The 20,986-nt window shown below is 63.1% G+C and carries 16 protein-coding genes and 5 pseudogenes; 15 read left to right on the forward strand and 6 right to left on the reverse strand.

What is annotated here, in order from left to right:
* Positions 1-17: 17 nt before the first annotated feature.
* Entirely contained in the window at positions 18-386 is a 369-nt protein-coding gene (locus OMP40_RS36155; RefSeq protein WP_277538777.1) for a hypothetical protein, read from the reverse strand.
* Positions 387-541: 155 nt separating this feature from the next.
* Positions 542-1,438: a helix-turn-helix domain-containing protein gene (locus tag OMP40_RS36160; RefSeq protein ID WP_277538780.1), complete on the reverse strand. Its 897-nt coding sequence runs from the start codon at positions 1,436-1,438 to the stop codon at positions 542-544.
* A 204-nt stretch (positions 1,439-1,642) separates the two neighbouring features.
* Between OMP40_RS36160 and OMP40_RS36165 the strand changes: the two genes are divergently transcribed.
* From OMP40_RS36165 to OMP40_RS36180, 4 genes and pseudogenes are all read left to right on the forward strand, one after another.
* Entirely contained in the window at positions 1,643-3,664 is a 2,022-nt protein-coding gene (locus OMP40_RS36165) for a glycoside hydrolase family 88 protein (protein WP_277538782.1), read from the forward strand.
* 150 nt (positions 3,665-3,814) lie between these two features.
* Positions 3,815-4,783 carry a glycoside hydrolase family 172 protein gene (locus tag OMP40_RS36170; RefSeq protein ID WP_277538784.1) on the forward strand — a complete coding sequence of 323 codons (969 nt, stop codon included), beginning with the start codon at positions 3,815-3,817 and terminating at the stop codon, positions 4,781-4,783.
* A 791-nt stretch (positions 4,784-5,574) separates the two neighbouring features.
* Positions 5,575-6,364: pseudogene (locus OMP40_RS36175) on the forward strand (substrate-binding domain-containing protein).
* A gap of 113 nt (positions 6,365-6,477) precedes the next feature.
* Positions 6,478-7,258: pseudogene (locus OMP40_RS36180) on the forward strand (SDR family NAD(P)-dependent oxidoreductase).
* Positions 7,259-7,450: 192 nt separating this feature from the next.
* On the opposite strand, the gene OMP40_RS36185 reads toward OMP40_RS36180, so the two are convergent.
* The 3 genes from OMP40_RS36185 to OMP40_RS36195 form a co-directional block, all read right to left on the reverse strand.
* Entirely contained in the window at positions 7,451-8,233 is a 783-nt protein-coding gene (locus OMP40_RS36185) for an SDR family oxidoreductase (protein WP_277538786.1), read from the reverse strand.
* A gap of 2 nt (positions 8,234-8,235) precedes the next feature.
* A complete protein-coding gene (locus OMP40_RS36190; RefSeq protein ID WP_277538788.1) occupies positions 8,236-8,991 on the reverse strand; it encodes a FadR/GntR family transcriptional regulator in 756 nt (251 codons plus the stop codon).
* A gap of 189 nt (positions 8,992-9,180) precedes the next feature.
* Positions 9,181-9,372: a hypothetical protein gene (locus OMP40_RS36195; protein WP_277538790.1), complete on the reverse strand. Its 192-nt coding sequence runs from the start codon at positions 9,370-9,372 to the stop codon at positions 9,181-9,183.
* A gap of 398 nt (positions 9,373-9,770) precedes the next feature.
* On the opposite strand from OMP40_RS36195, the pseudogene OMP40_RS36200 reads away from it, so the two are divergent.
* The 3 genes and pseudogenes from OMP40_RS36200 to OMP40_RS36210 all read left to right on the forward strand — a co-directional run bounded on the left by OMP40_RS36200 (position 9,771) and on the right by OMP40_RS36210 (position 12,890).
* Positions 9,771-11,187: pseudogene (locus OMP40_RS36200) on the forward strand (FAD-linked oxidase C-terminal domain-containing protein).
* Positions 11,188-11,239: 52 nt separating this feature from the next.
* Positions 11,240-12,579: pseudogene (locus OMP40_RS36205) on the forward strand ((Fe-S)-binding protein).
* Positions 12,580-12,689: 110 nt separating this feature from the next.
* Positions 12,690-12,890 (forward strand): hypothetical protein, encoded by a 201-nt coding sequence (locus tag OMP40_RS36210; RefSeq protein ID WP_277538792.1) that lies wholly within the window; start codon positions 12,690-12,692, stop codon positions 12,888-12,890.
* A gap of 127 nt (positions 12,891-13,017) precedes the next feature.
* On the opposite strand, the gene OMP40_RS36215 is transcribed toward OMP40_RS36210, so the two are convergent.
* Positions 13,018-13,233: a hypothetical protein gene (locus tag OMP40_RS36215; protein ID WP_277538794.1), complete on the reverse strand. Its 216-nt coding sequence runs from the start codon at positions 13,231-13,233 to the stop codon at positions 13,018-13,020.
* Positions 13,234-13,548: 315 nt separating this feature from the next.
* Here OMP40_RS36215 and OMP40_RS36220 point away from each other — a divergent pair, with 315 nt between their 5' ends.
* The 8 genes and pseudogenes from OMP40_RS36220 to OMP40_RS36255 all read left to right on the forward strand — a co-directional run bounded on the left by OMP40_RS36220 (position 13,549) and on the right by OMP40_RS36255 (position 20,649).
* Positions 13,549-14,388, forward strand: coding sequence for a class I fructose-bisphosphate aldolase (locus OMP40_RS36220; protein WP_277538796.1), 840 nt, complete (start codon positions 13,549-13,551; stop codon positions 14,386-14,388).
* Positions 14,388-15,557: a Gfo/Idh/MocA family protein gene (locus OMP40_RS36225; RefSeq protein WP_277538798.1), complete on the forward strand. Its 1,170-nt coding sequence runs from the start codon at positions 14,388-14,390 to the stop codon at positions 15,555-15,557. Before OMP40_RS36220 ends, OMP40_RS36225 begins: the two co-directional genes overlap by 1 nt.
* Positions 15,558-15,560: 3 nt before the next feature.
* The gene (locus OMP40_RS36230; protein ID WP_277538800.1) at positions 15,561-16,760 is read left to right on the forward strand and encodes a carbohydrate kinase family protein; all 1,200 of its coding nucleotides are present in this window, start codon (positions 15,561-15,563) and stop codon (positions 16,758-16,760) included.
* 863 nt (positions 16,761-17,623) lie between these two features.
* Complete coding sequence (locus tag OMP40_RS36235) at positions 17,624-18,175, forward strand: D-lyxose/D-mannose family sugar isomerase (RefSeq protein WP_277538803.1); 552 nt, start codon at positions 17,624-17,626, stop codon at positions 18,173-18,175.
* Positions 18,176-18,253: 78 nt separating this feature from the next.
* Positions 18,254-19,309: an aldose 1-epimerase family protein gene (locus OMP40_RS36240; protein WP_277538805.1), complete on the forward strand. Its 1,056-nt coding sequence runs from the start codon at positions 18,254-18,256 to the stop codon at positions 19,307-19,309.
* Between the two features lie 38 nt (positions 19,310-19,347).
* Positions 19,348-19,791: a DeoR family transcriptional regulator gene (locus OMP40_RS36245; protein WP_277538807.1), complete on the forward strand. Its 444-nt coding sequence runs from the start codon at positions 19,348-19,350 to the stop codon at positions 19,789-19,791.
* Positions 19,712-20,116, forward strand: coding sequence for a DeoR/GlpR family DNA-binding transcription regulator (locus OMP40_RS36250; RefSeq protein ID WP_277538810.1), 405 nt, complete (start codon positions 19,712-19,714; stop codon positions 20,114-20,116). The genes OMP40_RS36245 and OMP40_RS36250 overlap by 80 nt, the downstream gene beginning before the upstream one ends.
* A 115-nt stretch (positions 20,117-20,231) precedes the next feature.
* Positions 20,232-20,649 (forward strand): annotated as a pseudogene (locus OMP40_RS36255) (VOC family protein).
* The last annotated feature ends 337 nt before the right edge of the window (positions 20,650-20,986 follow it).

Genomic DNA, 20,986 nt, shown 5'->3' on the forward strand with positions numbered 1-20,986 from the left:
TCGTGCATGGTGCTGCTCTACGACGGCACTTGGCCATGGCCCTGCGCGAGGCGGTGCATGGTACTGTTGTACGACAGCACTTGGCCGCGGTCCTGCGCGACGCGGTGCATGGTGCTGTCGTACGACAGCACGTGGCCGCGGCCCGGCGCGAAGCCGCGCATGGTGGTGTCGTACGACAGCACTCGGCCGCGGTCCTGCGCGAAGCCGTGCATGGTGCTGTCGTATGACAGCACTTGGCCGCGGCCCTGCGCGGCGCGGTGCATGGTGCTGTCGTACGACAGCACTTGGCCGCGGTCCTGCGCGACGCGGTACATGGTGCTGTCGTACGACAGCACTTGGCCGCGGTCCTGCGCGGCGCGGTGAATGGTGCTGTCGTACGACAGCACTCGGCCGCGGCCCTGCGCGAGGCGGTGCATGGTGCTGCTCTACGACAGCACTTGGCCGCGGCCCTGCGCGGCGTCCTGCGCCGCAGGCGAAGCCCGCTCCCGCGCCGCTGCGCATCGCCCGCCAAGCGGCGGCCGCGGGCCAGCTCCCGCGACCGCTAATTCCCCGCGAACGCGCGGACGAACTGGCGCGGCGAGAGGCCTTCGGCTTGCTTGAAGGCTTTGCTGAACGCATAGACGCTGCCGTAGCCGACTTCCTCCGCGATCGAGGTGAGCGAACGGCGGCTGTATAGCATATATTCCTTGGCCTTCTCGATACGCCTGCGAATCTGGAATTGGTGAGGCGACAACCCGTACTTTTCTTTGAACAGCCGCGAGAAATGGTACACGCTCAGGCAAGCGATTCGAGACAGCTCGTCCAGACCGACGACGCGATTATAGTTATCGACGATGTGGGTCACGGTCTGTTCGAGCGTTTTTTCGTGCAGCGTCAGACGGGCGTTCTGTTCGGCCTCCAATCCCTTGATCAACTGATGGAGGATCGAGAGAACCAGCGATTTTTGCAGCACGATAAAGGCTTCGTCCCGCCGGTCGTAGGCGTGGATCAAATGGAGCAGCTGGCGGTGGATCTCTGCATGATTGCCTATTCGCACAATGTCGGGCATGAGCAGCGCGTCTCCGAGCGGGTCGGGGCGAATGAGCCGGCGCTCTTCTTCTGAGCACTCTTTCAGCGGCTTGAAGTTGACCGGCACGGCTTCGGCGTCTTCGTCGTAAACGAGGTCGAAGTGAATGTGAGGCATGCGGCATTCGCCGGACGATCCGATAATTTCATGCTCTTTGCCTGGCTTGAACAGCACGATGTCGCCGGGAACGACCGTATGGACGTCGCGCTCGATGCGGAGCGTCAACGCCCCTTTTTCCATATAGAGCAGCTCGTAGTCGAAAATGATGCGCGGCTTCAGCCGCATCCGGGGCTCCCGGTGGTCCAGCGCCACGCGTACATGGGGAGAGAGTCGCAGCAGCAGTCGTCTGCGCGCTTCCGCGAAGTGGTCCATCACATTCCTCCGAAAAAGCAATTTTGGATAAGTTATAACAAGCCTATATAAAGCGAATGCCGTCATCTTCTGATAAGATCGGCTGTGTAAGCGTTATATCCAAAGCAAATTCAATTATAAAATGAAGTCGCGACGGCGGCAACGAGCGGCGGCGCCCCTAGCGTCGCCACTCTTCGATTGGCCGCCGGCAAGGAGGCATTCCCGATGAAAGGTCTTCCGGAATCGTTCGTCTCGCAGCTGCATATCGACCGGTTAGGCGGCAAGGAGCCGGTCGTGGCGCTCGCCCGGCTGAGCGACCATCTATTCCGCTGCACCGTAACCTTTGAACTGGACGCGGAGGTTCGCCAGGATGACTGGCAGCTGCGCCTGACGCCGGCCTTCGCGCCGGCCTTCCATTGGGCGCCGCATCTGGCGCCGACCGACCGGCATGTCATGGACCAGCATTGCTTCCGCTCGCCGGCGCTGATCGCGCAGGAAGGCGAACGTACGCTGATTCTGATCCCCGACCTTGACCTGCTGACGGCGGACAGTCCGGCGAGATGGTATATGGATCTCGACGCGCAGCGCAATGTCCTGACGCTTGGCATGAGCGAGAGCCGGCCGGAGGAGCACGTGCTGTTCGTCCGCCGTCCCGGCGCCTGTTATCCCGCGGGCTCGGTGCGGATCGGATTTTACTTGATGGCGTTCGACGATGCCGGCGTCGCGGCGAATCCGTGGCGGCCCGCGCTGGACTTCCTCTGGCGCCGATGGGGCGGTCCGGCCTACCGCGCCGGCGCACCGGAAACGGCGCCGCCGGGTCGCTATGTCGAGCGCGTCTACGACTGGGCGTTCAAGCACTGGCAGCACGCCGTCTGGCAAGAGTTCGATCTGGACGGAAAGCGGGTGGGCGCATGCGTATTTATCGTCGACGCGAGCCAGAGCCCGAACTATGCGGGACCGTATGACGAGCGCGAGCCGCGCTCAATCTGGAACCAGGCGTGGTTCAGCTCGCTCAGATCTGCGCAGGGGATGTACAGGCGCGCTAGAGAGACGGGGGACGATGCGCTGCTGCGGCGGGCGCGGCTCGCCAAGGAGCTGGCGCTGTCCGCGCCTCAGCGCGGCGGATGGTTCCCTGCGGTTATCGCGACCGAGATGGAGCGGGTCCTCGTCGACGGCATCGAGGTGAACCGCTCGAAGGGATGGGACGAGGCGTTCTGGGGCAATTCGAACCGCAACCCGCAGCGCGCCTGGACCGCGGGCGGCACGTTCCGCGAAGCGCCGTACCATATCCTCGATATGAGCTGGACTGCCCTCATGATGCTGCGCTGGCACGAGGAGCTGGAGCGCGACGAGCGTCTGCTTGCCTACGCGCGATCGTACGCGGAAGCGCTGCTTGGGGCGCAGGACGAAGACGGCTTTTTCCCGGCCTGGCTGGATCAGGAGACGCTGCGCCCGCTTCCGGAGCTCGCGCAGTCGCCGGAGACGTCGGTGTCGGTCGCCTTCCTCCTGGCGCTGTACCGGACGGAGCCGGACCCTCGTTATAAAGCGGCGGCCGTCAAAGCGATGAATGCCGTGCTCGCCGACATCGTGCCCACCGGCCGCTGGGAGGACTTCGAGACGTACTGGTCCTGCTGCACCTACGGTGCCGAGGACTTGCCGGGACGGCAGGTCGCGCGCAACGGCATGTACAAGCAGTGCAATCTGTCGATGTTCTGGACGGCCGATGCGCTGTACGCCTGCTACAAGGCGACCGGTGAGCGTCGCTATCTGGCCGCCGGCGAGCGCTGTCTGGACGAGCTGCTCATGACGCAGGCGTCCTGGCAGCCGCCTTATATTTACGTGGAGGCGCTTGGCGGCTTCGGCGTCATGAACGCCGACGGCGAGTGGAACGACGCCCGCCAGAGCCTGTTCGCGGAGCTGATCCTCCTCTACGGTCTCGAGCTGGAGCGCGAGGAATACGTCGAGCGGGGCATCGCGGCGCTCAAGGCGTCGTTCGTCATGATGTACGCCCCCGAGAATCCGAAGACGAAGCGGCAGTGGGAGGCGGCATTTCCCTTTTTCGGCGAGGAAGACTACGGATTTATGATGGAAAACTACGGACATGGCGGCGAGACGGGACCGGACGGCCTCGGGATGGGCAGATTCACGATTTTCGACTGGGGCAACGGCGCGGCGGCGGAGGCGTACCTGCGCATTCGCGATCGTCTTGGCGACGCATTGAAGCAAAAATACGGCATCGCGCTCTAATTCTTTTTTCAACTTAAAGGAGACCCGACAAAATGACGATCGAATTCAACGGCTTGAATCTTGGACTCGGCAATCTGGCGCGCCTGTCGAACGCAGTGACGAGATCGATCAGCCCCGAGAATTTTACCGGAGAAAAAAGGCAAGGGCGCGATGGCGACGACCGGAACGGGCGAGGGCTGCGCGCGCGATCTGGGCATCGGTTGGAAAGTATCGCCCTCCGTCATGATCGAGCCGAACGTCGAGTTCGTCATGGGCGAGATCGCCGGACCGGGCAACGTTCAGCACATCTGGATGACCTGCTTTCCAAAGCAGTGGCGCAACATGATCTTCCGCATTTATTGGGACGACGAAGAGCAGCCGTCCGTCGAGGTGCCGGTATGCGACTTTTTCTGCAACGGCTGGCAGGAGCGCGCCGACGTCAATTCGCTGCCGATCGCGGTCAACCCGGCCGGCGGCTTCAACAGCTACTGGCAGATGCCGTTCCGCAAGTCCGCCCGCTTCACGATGGAAAACAAAAATGAAGATAAAGCGGCGCTCTACTACCAGATCGACTACACGCTGACGGAAGTGCCGGCCGATGCCGCCTACTTCCACGCGCAGTGGCGGCGCAGCAACCCGGTCGCGTACAAGGACGTGCATACGATCCTGGACGGCGTGAAGGGCAAAGGCCATTATGTCGGCACTTATCTGGCCTGGCAAGTGAACAACACGGGTTGGTGGGGCGAAGGCGAGATCAAGTTCTACATGGACGGCGACAGCGAGTTTCCGACGATCTGCGGCACCGGTACGGAGGATTACTTCGGCGGCGCCTGGAACTGGGAGCAGCCCAACGGCACGTATCGCACGTATTCGACGGCTTATCTCGGCATGCATCAGGTCATCAAGCCGGACGGCCTGTACCAGAGCCAGCAGCGGTTCGGCATGTACCGCTGGCACGTGATGGACCCGATCCGCTTCGAGGACGATTTGCGCGTGACCATCCAGGACCTCGGCTGGCGCTCCGGACATCGCTACCTGCCGCAGCGGAGCGACATCGCCTCCACCGCGTTCTGGTACCAGTCCGAGCCGCATGCGCCGCATCCGCAGCTGCCGGGCAACGACGAGCGCGAGGTTATTTAGCCGGAGGGCGGGCAAAGCCTGCCGATGCGGCTTCTCATACGAAAGGGCTGTTCCTGCGCGACCGCGGGACGGCCCTTTTTCAAAGATGTTTCACGCAAAACCAATTTCGGATATTCGCCGAGCAGCGGTTGGATGCGAGTCAGGCAGGGCACCGGACACAGGGGGCGCTATATTCATAAAAACCGGTCCACCGGCGATCCTTTCGGACCGGAACGACGTTATCTGCCCGAATAAAGGCATAAAAAAGGCCGGAAAAACCGCAATAACGGCGCCTGGGTCCGCGAGCGGGCCGCAAAAAGAGTCAGGAACATGAATAACGTCGCCTCAGTCCGTCCGCTAAGCGCCAATGCGAAAAACAAAAGGCCGCGGACGCGATTTTTTCCATAAACAACAGTGTGTAATCGATTGCATATTCGATTCGCGTGCCTTACACTTAAAAGAAAATACCGCTATGCGGCCGTCAGGCCGGGCGCGCGGGCAATAGCGCCTCCCGCACCGCCCTGAGTGCCGGGCCGCGGTCGCGCGGGCAATAGCGGCGACCGAATCGGAGGGGCAGATGGACAAAAATACGATCTACCATATCGCGGATCGGGTCGGAATGTCGCCGTCCACCGTATCCCGCGCGCTGTCGGGGAGAGGCTACTGCGGCAAAAAAGACGAAGGCCAGAATTCTGGCCGTGGCCAAGGAATTGAATTATGCGCCGGACAATGCGGCCAAGATGCTCAAAATGGGACGCACGAACAAAATTATTTTCGCCGTGCCCGATATCTGCAACCCCTTCTACTTCGATATGATCAACGGAATCAATCAGGTACTCGAGGCTTACGGCTACCTGATGATTCTGATCTACACGAAAAACAGCCTGCGCGAAGAACTGAAGGCGATCCAGAACTTGCGGGAGAAGGTCGCGGACGGCATGATCCTCGTCTCCTTCAACTTCTGCGAGGACAACATCGGGGAGATCAACAAGCTCGGCGTTCCCGTCGTGCTTACGAATAACTACACGTCCCCGCACGGCCGGGACCGCTTCGACTACGTGTACGTGGATACGTACGAGGGCGTACGGATGGCGACGGCGCATCTGATCGGCCAGGGGGGCGAAAAGGATCGGGTACCTTGGCGGCAGCCTGAGCCAGCAGACGGGCTATCAGCGGTTCAGCGGCTACCGGGCGGCGATGGAGGAGGCCGGGCTGGAGATCGAGGAAGGCTTCGTGGCGGAATCCGACTATACGGAGAAGGGCGGGTACGCGATCGCGCGGCAGTGGCTGTCGGGCGCAGAGCGGCCGGAGGCGATCGTCGCCGCCAACGATCTGATGGCGATCGGCATTATGGAGGCCTGCGAAGAGGCCGGCCTTCGCATCCCTGCCGACATCGCCGTCGTCGGCATGGACAATCTGGACATCGCTTCGCGCGTGTATCCCAAGCTGACGTCGGTCGCGATGCAGCAGGAGGAGATCGGCCGGCAGGCCGCGCAGGTGCTGATGGAACGGCTGCAGGGGGAGGACTCGGACCAGCGGACGGTAAGGCTGACGCCGGCGTTGGTGACGCGGGAATCCAGTCGGTTTGTCCGGAACGGTTAAGGCGTGATCGGCGGCGGCAGACACTGCGCATATTGCGCCTCGGAAGATCTGACAGCCGGCAGTGCCGCCCGGGGCGGTCGGGCCGGACTGAATTTACGAATGGGGGGAAAAGGATGAGAGCAAGCAGATTCGATCTGAGCGGAAGATATGCGCTCGTCACCGGCGGCGCGGTCGGGCTCGGCCGGGCCATGGCGGAAGCGTTGGCGGAGCTGGGCTCGGCGATCGCGGTGATGGATCTGGACGGGGCCGCGGCTGAACAGGCAGCGGAGGACATCTCCGCCCGCCTTGACGTGCGGGCGATCGGCCTTCGGGGCGACGTCACCCGGCCGGAGGACGCGGAGGCGGTCGTGCGGCAGGTGCTGGATTGGAGCGGGGGGCAGGCTGGATTGCCTGATCAACAACGCGGGCATCGTCAAGCATGTGCCTGCGGAGGACATGTCGTACGCGGACTGGTCCGCCGTCATGAACGTTAACGTGAATGGCGTCTTCCTGATGTCCCAGTCGGCGGGACGCGCCATGATCCGTCAGCGCAAAGGGTCGATCATCAACATCTCCTCCATGTCCGGTCTAATCGTCAATACGCCGCAATGCCAGAGCGCGTACAACGCGTCGAAGGCTGCGGTCATCGGGCTTACCAAAAGCCTCGCTTCCGAGTGGGCGCCGCACGGAATCCGGGTGAACGCGATCGCGCCGGGGTATATGAAAACCGAGCTGACTCGCCCTTTTTTCGAAGGGGGAGGCGACATGATCGACCGGTGGATGTCGATGACGCCGATGGGCAGGCCCGGTACGCCGGACGAGTTGGGCGGCATTGCCGTCTATCTGGCGTCGGATGCGTCGTCCTTCGCGACCGGGAGCGTTTTTACGATCGACGGCGGCTACACGGCCTGGTAGATACGTACGGGAAAATGGAAGAGACCGCCAAGCATCGGAACAAGGTTCAAGTTTCGTCTTTCGCTGCGGCGCGTAAGCCGTCGACCTCAAGTCGCGCGGTTCGCCGCGCGAGGCGCGGGCCGAACGAATGAACGAAAATAGGGGCAGCCCCGGTCCTATCGACCCGCAGGGCAGCCCCTTTTCGCCTGTTGCCTACAGCGCCGGCGCAGAACCGCCGTCGATATTGACCGCGGTGCCCGACACGTAAGAAGCCGCGCCGGAGACGAGAAACGTGATGACCCGCGCCGCTTCTTCGGTATCGCCGATGCGGCCGAGCGGGATGTTGTGCTTCGGATCGCGCGCATATTGCTCCCAGGGCACGTCCGGCGCTTCGCGCCGCCACCGCGCCTCGAGCTGGCCGCTGCGGATGAGCCCGATGCAGACGGTGTTGACGCGGATGCCGTCCGCCGCCAGGTCGCGGCTTAGCGCCTTGGTCAGCGCCAGACCGGCTGCGCGGCTGACCGAGGTCGGCAGCGAGGAAGCGCCCGGCGTCTTGGCGAAGGCGGCGGTGACGTTGACGATGGCGCCCGCGCCGCTGCGCTTGAGGTAAGGCAGCGCGGACTGCGTGAAGCGGATCGCGCCGAACAGCTTCAGGTCCAGGTCGTCGCGCCAGACGCCGGGCTCGACCTTTTCGAAAGGGGCTGCGTTGGACGTGCCCGCGTTGTTGACCAGAATATCGATGCCGCCAAACCGCTCCGCCGCCTTGACGACGGCATATTCCACGTCGCTGTCGCTCGTTACGTCGGCGACGATCGCGAGCGGCGCATGCCCCGTTTTTTCCTGGATAAGCGCTTCTGCCTTCTCCAGATCGTCCGCCCCGCGGGCGACGATAACGACGTTCGCGCCTTCTTCCGCCAGCAGCAGCGCCGTATGAAGTCCGATCCCTTTGCTTCCGCCGGTAACGATCGCGGTCTTGCCTTTCAATCCCAGGTCCATCGTTATTCCTCCTTTTGGTTTGCGGCGGTTCCATCTTGCGCGCTCCGGCCAAGCGCCTCCTGCAGCACCTTCTCCACCTTCGCCAGATGCAGCCCGATCCGCTCGGAAGCCCCGGCCGCGTCGCGCGCCGCGATCGCCTCGTAGATGCCCCGATGCTCGTCCAGCAGACGGGAGGCTTCGGCCTCCTCCTGATAGAACCACAGCTCCCGCGTCCGGCCGATCGTCTCCGACAGCCGCTGCGAGATCGAATCCATCAACTGATTAAGGACCGGATTGCCGGAAGCGGATGCGATCGCCTGGTGAAACTCCAGATCGGCGCGTTCGCCGCCGGAGGCGTCGTCGTCCTCGAGCGCGGTCGCCATCCTCGCCAGAATCGCTCGCAGCCTGGCCAGATCGACTTCCTCCCGCTTCAACGCGGCTAGCTCAGCCGTCCCCCGCTCCAAAATTTTGCGTACCTCCAGAATCTCCATTACGGCCTCGGCGCCATGGGACAAGTCCAGAAGTCCGGCCGCGGAAGCTTGCGGCAGCGTCTTCGCCGCGTACGTCCCGCCGCCGTGGCGGACGTCCAGCCAGCCCATCGCCTTGAGCGCGCTGATCGCCTCGCGAATGGTCGAACGGCCGACGCCGTAAGCTTCGGCCAGCTTCTCGAGCGAAGGGAGCCGTTGCCCGGGGGCCAGCTCGCCGCTCTCCAGCTGCCGCCTAATGTCGCGCGACACGATCTCATGTCCTTTTTGCGTCTCGATCTTGGTCGGTCGCATGCCTGCCGCTCCTTGCCTCGCGATTGTTAGTTATTAGCATAATGCATTTAAAAGCAAATGTCTTGCGAAGGTCGACCGCGCAAGATGTCGACGGCAGGGACGCGGCCGGCCTTGGCCGGGCGGCGGCCACGAAAAAACCGCGGCCGAAGGCCGCGGCTCGCTCGAAGCTGGGTTGTTTTGCCCGGAACCTTATTGGTTTTCCCCCGGAGGTCTCTTGTTTTCCTCGGCGGATTTGTGGTCCGTGAACGTCTCCTCGACCGAATCGACCATTTCCTCCACGGCGTCGTTCAGCATATCCGTCGCGACTAGATCTTCCTTGCCTGGCGGCGTCGGGGAAGAAGCTTCGGTATAGGACTCGACGTCTCCGTCTTTGCGTATCATGGCAATCCCTCCTTGGCGCTTTCTTATCTAAGATTACCCAGACTCGGCCGCCCGTACCCAACCGCGCAGCGGGAAATCGCGCCGAGCGGGGCGAACGGTCGCGTTGGTCGAAGCGAAGGGGGGGCGACGCGCAGGCATGGGCATCAGAGCAAGCTTTGAGAAATGCGCAAGCTTTGGCATACACGCAAGCTCTGACATATGCGCAAGTTTGGGCATACACGCATGCTTTGAAGTATGTGCAAGCTTTGGAATACGCGCAAGCTTTGACATAGGAGTCTTCTTCGGAGCTTCTTCGCGCACAATCGTCGGCTGCGGCATAATTGGGGATTTACGAATCGGTCCTTTCCCGGTACAATTAAAGTCATCAGATGACCTGAACAATTAGGGGTGAACGTAACATGGCGGAAACGGCGCTTGCGTCCAAACTGCGAGCCATTGTCGGCGATCGTTACTATAGAGAGGATATGGAGGCCCGCGTCGCGCATTCCTACGACGGAACGCCGATGCTGCAGGCGCTGCCCGACGGCGTCGTCTACCCGGCCTCGACCGCCGAAGTATCGGCTGTCATGAAGGTTCTTGCCGAGCACCGCGTGCCGCTGGTCAGCAGAGGCTCCGGATCGAACCTGTGCGGCGGCACGGTTCCGCTCGAGGGCGGCATCGTCATGGTCATGCACCGCATGAACCGCATTCTCGAGGTCGATCTCGAAAATCTGACGGCGACCGTGCAGCCGGGCCTGATCACGGCCGAATTCATCGCGCATATCGAGTCGCTCGGGCTCTTCTATCCGCCCGATCCGAGCAGCATGCGCATCTCGACGATCGGGGGGCAACATCGCGGAGTGCTCCGGCGGCCTGCGCGGGCTGAAGTACGGCACGACCAAGGACTACGTCATCGGCCTCGAAGCCGTGCTCGCGAGCGGCGAGATCATCCGTACGGGCGGCAAGCTGATGAAGGACGTGGCCGGCTACGACTTGACCAAGCTGCTGGTCGGTTCGGAGGGCACGCTCGCCATCATCACCGAAGCGACGCTGAAGCTCGTCCCGCCGCCGCGCGCCAAGAAGACGATGCTCGCGATGTACCGCGACCTGTACGGCGCGGCGCGCACCGTGTCGCGCATCATCGAAGCGCGGATCATTCCGGCGACGCTCGAATTCATGGACAATCCGACGATCCGCGTCGTCGACGACTTCGCCAAGCTGGGCCTGCCGCTCGACATGGAAGCGATCCTCCTCATCGAGCAGGACGGCGATCCCGAAGCGGTGGAGCGGGATATCGCCCTGATCGAGGAGATCTGCATCGCGGAGCGCGCGGACCGGGTACAAGTCGCCGCCGACCGCGAGGAGGCGGAGCGGCTGCTGACCGCCCGGCGGAGCGCGTTCACGGCGCTCGCGCGTCTGCGTCCGACGACGATCCTCGAGGACGCGACCGTGCCGCGCTCGAAGATCGCGGACATGGTGCTGCGCATCAACGAGATCGCGCGCAAGTACAATGTCACGATCGCGACGTTCGGCCACGCCGGCGACGGCAATCTGCATCCGACGGCGACGACCGACGCGCGCGACCATGACGAAGTGCACCGGGTCGAGCAGGCGTTCGCGGAAATTTTCGAAGCGTCCATCGAGCTTGGCGGCACGATCACGGGCGAGCACGGCGTCGGCATCGTGAAGGCGCCTTATCTCGAGTGGAAGGTCGGATCCGCGGGCCTGGACATGATGAAGGGCATCAAGCAGGCGTTCGATCCGCACAGGCTGCTGAACCCGGGCAAGCTGTTCGCCAAGGAGACGAGAAAAAGGGTGGTGCTGCATCATGAGTAGTCAAACCTTCGGCAAGCCTGACATCGAGCATGCCAACCCGCTCGCGCGCACGATGCTGAAGAAGCTCGATTACGATCAGCTGACCAACTGCATGCGCTGCGGCTTCTGCCTGCCGGCTTGTCCGACCTTCCGCGAGACGGGCGTCGAGCCCGAATCGCCGCGCGGCCGGATCGCGCTCATGAAGGCGGTCGTCGACGGCGTGATGGAGCCCGATCAGGCGTTCGAGGATCAGATGAACCACTGTCTCGGCTTGCCGCGCGTGCGAGCCGGTCTGTCCGGCCGACGTCAAGTACGGCCAGCTCATCGAGCAAACGCGCGACGCGATCGAGGATCACGCGCATCACGGCGCCGTCGTCAGCGGGACGCGCAAGCTGTTTTTCCGCGGCGTATTCCCGCATCAGAACCGCATGAAGCTGCTGGGCAAGTCGCTCCGGCTGTACCAGAAGTCCGGCCTGCAAAAGATCGCGCGCGGCGCGGGCGTCATGAAGCTGTTTCCCGCCCATATGCGGGAGATGGAGCAGATCTTGCCGGAAGCGGCGTCCAAGGGCGTCGTCGAACGGATCGGCGAGCGCTACCCGGCCAAGGGCGAGCGGATCGGTACGGTCGCTTTGTTCCGCGGCTGCATCATGGACGTACTGTTCGCCGACACCAACGTGAACACGGTGAAGCTGCTGTCCGAGGCGGGATTCGACGTCGTGATCCCCAAGACGCAGGGCTGCTGCGGCGCGCTTCATGCGCACAGCGGCGAGATGGACCAGGCGCGGGAGCTGGCGCGCGTCAACGTCAAAGCGTTCAAGGACGCCGGCGTCGACTATATCGTCAGCAACGCGGGGGGGCTGCGGCGCCCTGCTCGTCGAATACGATCACCTGCTGCACGAGGATGCGTCCTGGGCGGCCGACGCGGCCTGGTTCGCGAAGCGCGTCGTCGATATCAGCACGATCCTCGTTGAAAAAGGGCGCGTGCCCGCTTTTGCGGAAACGGCTGCCGATGGCGCGGTGTCCGCGGCAGTTGGGGCGACTGGGGCTTCGGCGACGATCACGTACCAGGACTCCTGTCACCTGCGCAACGTCATGAAGGGCTCTACCGCGCCTCGCAAGCTCATGAAGTCGGTGGCCGGCGCTCAATTTTGCGAGATGCGGGAGTCCGACCGCTGCTGCGGCTCGGCCGGCATTTACAATGTCACGCAGCCAGAGATGGCGGGCCAGATCCTCGAACACAAGATGGAGCACGCCAATGCGACGGGTGCGCAGTATCTGCTGACCAGCAATCCGGGCTGCCTGCTGCAGATGAAGCTGGGCATCGACAAACACGGCCGCGGCGGCGACATGAAGGCGATGCATATCGTGGACTACCTGTACGAGCGTATCGCGTCTCCCGGCGGCGAGTCGTAACGGCGAGGCGACAGGCGGGCGCAGCGTTTTTTCGGCGAATCGGATACTTGGCGTGCGAACGGGCGGCCGAACCTATATAATGATAGTTAAACAGTCTAGGAGGTTCGCTCTTGAGGAAGTACAACTTCGTTCGCCCGGTGCTGCTCATCGTGACCGCGCTGCTCGTCAGAAGCATCGTGACCAACGCCTGCATACTGCTGGGCATGGAAGCCGAGCCGGCGTCGAGCGTCGGATTCATGGCCATGATCGTCGCCGCCTTCGTCATCTTCTCCCGTATGAACAAGAACCGTCGCAAGCCCTCGGACAAGTGAAGACTGTCCGTATCGCAAGCGCCCTTTAACGCATAGATCCTAATCGGCTTCGAGAGGCTGTCCCGACATGTCAACGGCATGATCGGAACGGCCTTTTTTTTTGTAAAACTGCGCTTTGGGTATGCACCTAGATGAATACTTCGGCGCCCAAGTCTCGCTCCGCGCCTGAAGTATGCGCGTACGTCAACACTTCATGGCCGAAGTCTCGCCCCGCACCTGAAGTATGCATGTAGGTCGACACTTCAGGGCCCAAGGCTCGCCCCGCGCCTGAAGTATGCATGTAGGTCGACACTTCAGGGCCCAAGGCTCGCTCCACGCTTGAAGTATGCACGTAGGTCGACACTTCGGCTCCCAGCCTCGCTCCGCATCTGAAGAACGCATGTAATTCCACATTTCTCCACTAAAGTCCCGGCGAAAGAAAGACGGGGGCGACGATACGCGAATCCATGGGAACGGTTGTCGGATGGCTCAATGGTAGGCGTTTCGGATACGGCTTAACGTAAAAGATAATCCATAATGATTCTTCATCATTACTTTCTTCTGAAATGTTAAAAACGAAAAAATAGTTTCGTTTTAAAAATATAATGGTAGCCTCATGATGTTTATTGTGATAAATTTATGTTACAAAATAACATTGTCTAACAGAGGAGATGCAAAAATGTCGCACAAGTATCGCTTGAACCGGATGTTCAGCGCGCAGGGAAAATGTTTTGACGTCGCGATCGATCACGGCTTTTTTAACGAGCATACGTTTCTGGCGGGCATCGAGGAGATGGACGCCGCCGTCCGCACGATCGTCGAGGCAGGTCCCGACTGCGTGCAGCTCAGCACCGGCCAGGCACGCCGCCTGCAGTCGCTTCCGGGCAAGAAGCCGGGTCTCGTCCTGCGCACGGATGCAGCCAATATTTATGGCAGCGTTCTGCCGCGCTTCCTTTTCAGCGAGCTGATCGCGGACGCGATCGAGGAGGCGGTTCGTCTGGACGCCGTCGCCGTGTGCGTCAACCTGCTGATGCTGCCGGAGCAGCCTGAGCTGCACCATCAATGCGTGCGCAACGTGACCGCGCTGAAGGTCGCGTGCGAGCGCTACGGCATGCCGCTCATGGTCGAGCCGCTCGTCATGCTGCCGAACGAAGCGAAGGGCGGCTACATGGTCGACGGCGATCTGAAAAAGATCATGCCGCTCGTCCGTCAGGCGGTCGAGCTCGGCGCCGACGTCATTAAGGCCGATCCGTGCGACGACGTGTCCGAATATCACCGGGTCATCGAGATCGCTTCCGGCGTTCCGGTTCTCGTCCGCGGCGGCGGCCGCGCGAGCGACGAAGAGATCGTCGCCCGCACCGTCGAGCTGATGAACCAAGGCGCCGCGGGCATCGTCTACGGCCGCAACGTCATCCAGCATCCGAACCCGGCCGGCATGACGTCAGCGCTCATGGCGATCGTGCACCAGGGCGCTTCCGCGGACGAGGCGCTCGCAATTTTGAAGGGAGGCCGGGCATAATGGCGAAGGACAAGCGCATTATCCGTTTCGGCGTCATCGGCTGCGGCCTGATGGGCAAGGAGTTCGCCAGCGCCGCCGCGAGGTGGTGCCATCTGACGGACGTCGGCTTCGAACCCCGCATCGTCGCCGTATGCGACGCCAATCCGGCTGCGACGGAGTGGTTCGTCGACAACGTGCCGAGCGTCGTCCATGCTTACGGCGATTACCGCGAACTGCTTGCGAATCCCGACGTGGACGCCGTATACTGCGCCGTGCCTCATAACCTGCATCAGCAGATCTACGTCGACATCATTCGTTCGGGCAAGCATCTGCTCGGGGAGAAGCCGTTCGGCATCGATGCCGAAGCCAACAGTGCCATCGCGCAGGCGCTTGCGGAGAACCCGGACGTCATCGTGCGTTGTTCGTCGGAATTTCCGTTTTACCCGGGCGCGCAGCAGATTGTAAAATGGGTGAACGAGGGCCGCTTCGGCCGCATCATCGAGGTGGAGGCGGGCTTCTGGCACTCGAGCGACCTCGATCCGACCAAGCCGATTAACTGGAAGCGGCGCATCGCCACCAACGGCGAATACGGCTGCATGGGCGATCTTGGCATGCACGTGCTGCATCTCCCGCTTCGCTTCGGATGGAAGCCGAAGCGCGTGCGCTCGCTGCTGTCGAAGATCGTGCCGGAGCGTCCGGACGGCAAGGGCGGCATGGTGCCGTGCGAGACGTGGGACAACGCCATTCTCGCCTGCGACGTCGAGACGGACGACCAGCGGTTCCCGATGGTGCTGTCCACGAAGCGGATCGCGCCCGGACATGCCAACACCTGGTTTATCCGCATTCAAGGGACGGATTTCTCGGCCGAGTTCACGACCAAAAATCCGAAGCAGGTCGCCTCGCTTCCTTACGAGCCGGGCGGCGCGCAGGCCTGGCACGTCGTCGACGCGCCTTACAAATCGGCGTACGGAACCATTACGGGCGGCATTTTCGAATTCGGCTTTTCCGATTCGATCCTGCAGATGTGGGCGGCCTTCTGCGACGAGTTGGTCGGCCAGGGCGGCGCCGGGATGAGCCAGCCGTTCCGCTGCGCGACGCCCGAGGAGGCGTCCGCCAGCCATCTCGTCTTCACCGCCGCGCTCGAATCGGAGCGCACGGGCAACACGATCGCGATCGACTGGGAGGAATAAAACGTGACCGACCGCGCAGCGGACATCGTCGTCGCCGGGCATATCTGCCTGGATATCATCCCGGCGCTGCCCTCGCATCCCGAAGGCCTAAGCCAACTGCTGGCGCCGGGCAAGCTGGTCGAGATCGGGCCGGCGAGCCTGTCGACGGGCGGGGCCGTGGCGAACACGGGGCTCGCCTTGCGGCGGCTCGGCTTCGACGCGCGCCTCATGGGCAAGATCGGGGACGACGCCTTCGGCCGCTCGATCAAGGAATGTCTTGACGCCTACGGCGCCGGCGCGAGCGACGGCATGATCGTGTCGGCCGGCGAGAGCAGCTCTTACACGATCGTCATCAGCCCGCCGGGCATCGATCGCATCTTCCTGCACGCGACGGGAACGAACGATACGTTCGCCGCCGCCGACGTTGCGCCCGAAGCGCTGGCGGGCACGCGGCTGTTCCATTTCGGCTATCCGCCGCTGATGCGCGGCATGTACGAGCGCGGCGGCGAGGAGCTCATTCGGCTGCTTGCGCGCGCAAAGGCGGCCGGAGCGACCGTCTCGCTCGACATGGCCAGGCCCGATCCGGCCTCGGACGCCGGCCGCGCGGATTGGCCCGCGATTCTCGCCGGGGCGCTGCCGCATGTCGACGTGTTCCTGCCGAGCCTGGAAGAAATTTTGTTTATGCTCCGGCCGGATACGTACCGGGAGCTGTCCGCGCGAAGCGGCGGCGAGGAGCTGCTCGGCCTGGCGGACGGCGCGCTGCTGTCTTCGCTGGGCGAGGAGCTGCTCGCCCTTGGCGTCGCGGTGGCCGGCATCAAGCTGGGCGAGCACGGACTGTACGTCCGCACGACGGCGGATGCCGCGCGTCTTGCGGCGATGGGCGCTTGCGCGCCTGGCGCGGACGCAATCGGCGGCTGGCTGGCGCGCGAGCTGCTCGCGCCGTGCTTCGCGGTCGACGTCGAAGGCACGACCGGCGCCGGCGACTGCACGATCGCGGGGCTGCTCGGCGGGCTCGCGAGCGGCCTGAGGCTCGAGCGGTCGCTGCTAAGCGCCGTGGGCACGGGCGCCTGCAACGTCGAGCGGTCCGACGCCGTCAGCGGCATTCCGCGCTGGGCCGATCTGCAGCGCCGGATCGATGCCGGCTGGCGCCAGCGGACGCCCGCCCTGGCGCTGCCGGGCTGGACGCAGCTGGCGGACAGCGGGCTGTGGAGCGGCACGCGCTAGGTTGGCGCAGCCGCTGTAGGCTGGGCCGTCCGGCTGGGGGATAAGGCGCGAATACGCTTATCGGCCGATCCTTGGCCGAGTTATGCGATGTTATCGCGCAACTCGCGTCGCGCAGCCGATCCTAGGCCGAGTTATGCGATTATATCGCACAACTGGCGCTGCGCAGCCGATGATCGGCCGAGTTATGCGATTTCACCGCACAACTCGCGCCGCGCAGCCGATCCTCGGCCGAGTTATGCGATGTTATCGCACAACTGGCGTCGCGCAGCCGATCCTCGGCCGAGTTATGCGATGTTATCGCACAACTGGCGTCGCGCAGCCGATCCTAGGCCGAGTTATGCGATGTTATCGCACAACTCGCGCCGCGCAGCCGATCCTCGGCCGAGATATGCGATTTTGTCGCACAACTCGCGTCGCGCAGCCGATCCTCGGCCGAGTTATGCGATGTTATCGCACAACTCGCGCCGCGCAGCCAGTCCTCAGCTGAGTTATGCGATGTTATCGCACAACTGGCGCCGCGCAGCCGATCCTCGGCCGAGTTATGCGATGTTATCGCGCAACTCGCGCCGCGCAGCCGATCCTCGGCCGAGTTATGCGATGTTATCGCGCAACTCGCGTCGCGCAGCCAGTCCTCAGCTGAGTTATGCGATGTTATCGCGCAACTGGCGTCGCGCAGCCGATCCTAGGCCGAGTTATGCGATGTTATCGCACAACTCGCGCTGCGCAGCCGATCCTCGGCCGAGTTATGCGGTTTCACCGCACAACTGGCACTCGCAGCCCTGCTTTGCCCGGAGTTACGCGGTTGCGCCGCGCAACAGCAGGTGTTTATGTACACAAACAAACCCTTCAGAGGAGCGATACCGATGAGCATCAGACGCAGCGAGATTCGCGAGGCGCAGCGGCGCACCGACGAGCTATTCCGCAAGGCCGGCATCGTGCTGACGGAGGAGGAGCGCGCCGGCATCGAAGTGGCGGGCTTCGGCCTTGGCGAGCTGGAGACGGAGGGGCTCGAGCTGGTCACCTACGTCAATACGGACCGCTACTGCGCGAAGGAGCTCGCGCTTTTTCCCTATCAGACCTGTCCCGAGCATCTCCATCCCGACGTCGGCGGCGAGACCGGCAAGATGGAGACTTTCCGCTGCCGCTGGGGGCTCGTCTACCTGTACGTCGAAGGCGAGCCGGTAGCGGAAGCGAAGGCGCGCATTCCCGAGCGAAGCGCGGCGCACTACACCGTGCGGCACGAGATCGTGCTGACCCCGGGCGAGCAATATACGATACCGCCGAACACGAAGCATTGGTTCCAGGGCGGGCCGGAAGGCGCGATCGTATCCGAATTTTCCAGCACGAGCCGCGACGAGTTCGACGTGTTCACCGACCCGGCCGTCGTCCGGATCCCGCCGATCGTCGAGGATTAAGGGAGATGGCTTGCCTGGTGAAAGAAAGACTTTGCGGGTAGCGGCATTACGAGTAAATGAGGATGCGGAGGCGGTCAAATGAGACTGTACGGCAAGGATTGGACGCGTCGCGAGATCGAAGCCCGCGTCGGACGCATGAGCCAGATCGGCGGCGTGCGGCGCATGACGCTGTCTGAGGGCAAGGAAGCGGGCGTCGAGCTGATCCGCGTGACGACCGGCGCGGGACTGACGCTGGACATCGTGCCGTCCAAGGGGCTCGACATCTCGCGCGCCGAGCTGTGGGGCGCGCCGCTGTCGTGGCAATCCGCGGCGGGCGACGCGCACCCGGCCTACTACGACGCCTCCGGCGCGAATTGGCTGCGAACCGCGTCGGGCGGCTTGCTGATGACGTGCGGCCTGACGCATGCGGGATCGCCCTCGGAGACGCCGGGCGGTCCGCAAGGGCTGCATGGGCGAGCGCATCATACGCCCGCTTCGCAGGTGTCCGCGCGGGAAGAATGGGTCGGCGACGAGTTCGTCTGGAGCGTCGAAGGCACGATCGAGGAAAACGCGCTGTTCGGGACAAACCTCATGCTGCGCCGCCGAATATCGGGCAAGCTCGGCGACAACTCGATTCGCATCGAAGACTGCGTGGAAAATCTGGGCTTCGCCCCGGCTCCCCATATGATGCTGTACCACTTCAATTTCGGATTTCCGCTGCTGGACGAGCGGACTTCGCTGACCTTGCCGCCTGCGATCTCCTCGGAGCGCGGCGGATCGGGAACGGCAGCGGACTGCGGCGGCTGGGAACGGCCCGATCCGAACGTCGGGGAACGCGTTTTCTACCACGAGCTGAACGACCGCGAAGGAATGGCCGAAGCCTGCCTGCGCCAGCCGGCTTTCCCGGCGGGGCCGGGAACCGCGGACTTATCGGTGCGGCTGCGCTGGTCCGCGGACACGTTGCCCCGTCTCGTACAGTGGCGCATGCCGGGCGCCGGCGCGCACGTGCTCGGGCTTGAGCCCGCCAACTGCCGGGTCGAAGGTTACGAAGCGGAGGTTCGCGAAGGCGGACCGGTCATGCTTGCGTCTGGCGCTAGCGTTACGCATCGGCTGGAGTTGAAAATCGAGACCGAACGAGCGATGATAGAGGAATAACGAGGGACGCGCACGGCGGACGGGAGGAGCGGCGGCAGATGATTCACCATCAGGCGGACTGGAACGCGAGGCAGCGCCAGATTCATGAGCAGATCGCGCAGAGCGGAGAGGTTCGCATCGCGGAGCTGAGCGAACGGTTTGGCGTGACCGAGATGACGATCCGGCGCGACCTGGAGAAGCTCGAGGAGGGCGGCAGCGTCAGGCGCACGTTCGGCGGGGCGATCTATGTCTACCGCGACGTCGCGCTTCAGGACCGCACCGGGCTGTACACGGACGAAAAGGCGCGGATCGGCCGGCACGCGGCTTCGCTGATCGCCCCCGGCGAGTCCGTGTTCCTGGACGGGGGGGACGACGACGCTGCAGATCGCGCGGGCGATGAAGTCCGGGCAGCAGATCACGGTCATGACCAATGCGCTGAACATCGCGTCCGAACTGGCGTCCAAACAGATACCGACGATCATGACCGGCGGCATGCTGCTTGAGTCCACGCATTCGCTCGTCGGTCCGATCGCCGCCCAGAGCCTGTCCGGGATGGCGTTCGACCGCGCGTTCCTCGGCGCGACGGGGCTGAGCGAAGAACACGGCTTCAGCAACTCCAACCTGTACGAGGCCGAGATCAAACGCATCGCGATACGGCAGGCGAAGGAGACCACGATCGTGCTCGACCGCACCAAGTTCGGCGCGCGCGTCCTCGTATCGTTCGCCGGGCTCCCGGACGTCGATCGCATCGTCACCGATCTTCCGCCGGACGGCGAGCTCGCGCGGGCTTGCGCGGAAGCCGGCGTTAAGATCGAAGCGGCCGAATGAGCGCGGTTGCTTCCTTTTCCCGATTGAGCAATCGAGAAGAAATGCACGTCTCCCTGATATGGTAAACTGAAGTCAGAGTCCGGTTCGGACAAAACGAAACCATGAGGTGACGACGATGGCTTTTCAAATTTCGCAAACGTTTCTCAATCTGCCGGTCAAGGATCTGAAGCGTTCCATCGCCTTCTTCGAAGCGCTCGGCTTCGCGTTTAACCCGCAATTTACCGACGACAATGCCGCCTGCCTGATCTTAAGCGATACGGCATACGCCATGCTGCTGACCGAGCCGTACTTCAAGACGTTTATCAAAAAAAGATATCGCCGACGCGGCGCAAACGACGGAGTTCATCATGGCCGTCTCCGTGAGCAGCAAAGATGAAGTGCAGGAGCTCGTCCGCAAGGCGTTGGCGTCCGGCGGTTCGGCATCCAACGATCCGCAGGATCACGGCTTCATGTATACCGAGAGCTTCCAGGATCCGGACGGCCACCTGTGGGAAGTATTTCACATGGATCCGACGTACGTACAGGAGTCCTGATCGCTTAAACGGACACCAATAAAAGCCCGCGAACCCGTCCCTTGGACGCGCAGCGGGCTTTTCCATATGCAGCAGTCCTTACAATCCGAAGTCTTGACCGCGCCTAACCGCCGCTTCTCGCCTCCCGGAAGTCCCGACCAGGAACAAATCACGCCCGCCCGCAGCTCCTCGCCTCCCGCAAGTCCCGTCCAAGAACAAATCGCGCCTCCCTGAAGCCACTCGCATCCCGCAAGTCCCGACCAAGAACAAATCGCGCCTCCCCGAAGCTACTCGCATCCCGCAAGTCCCGACCAGGAACAAATCGCGCCCGCCCGCAACCTCTCGCATCCCGGAAGTC

Origin of the sequence: Cohnella rhizosphaerae (genome assembly GCF_029525575.1) — a bacterium.
Taxonomy (GTDB): Bacteria; Bacillota; Bacilli; order Paenibacillales; family Paenibacillaceae; genus Cohnella; species Cohnella rhizosphaerae.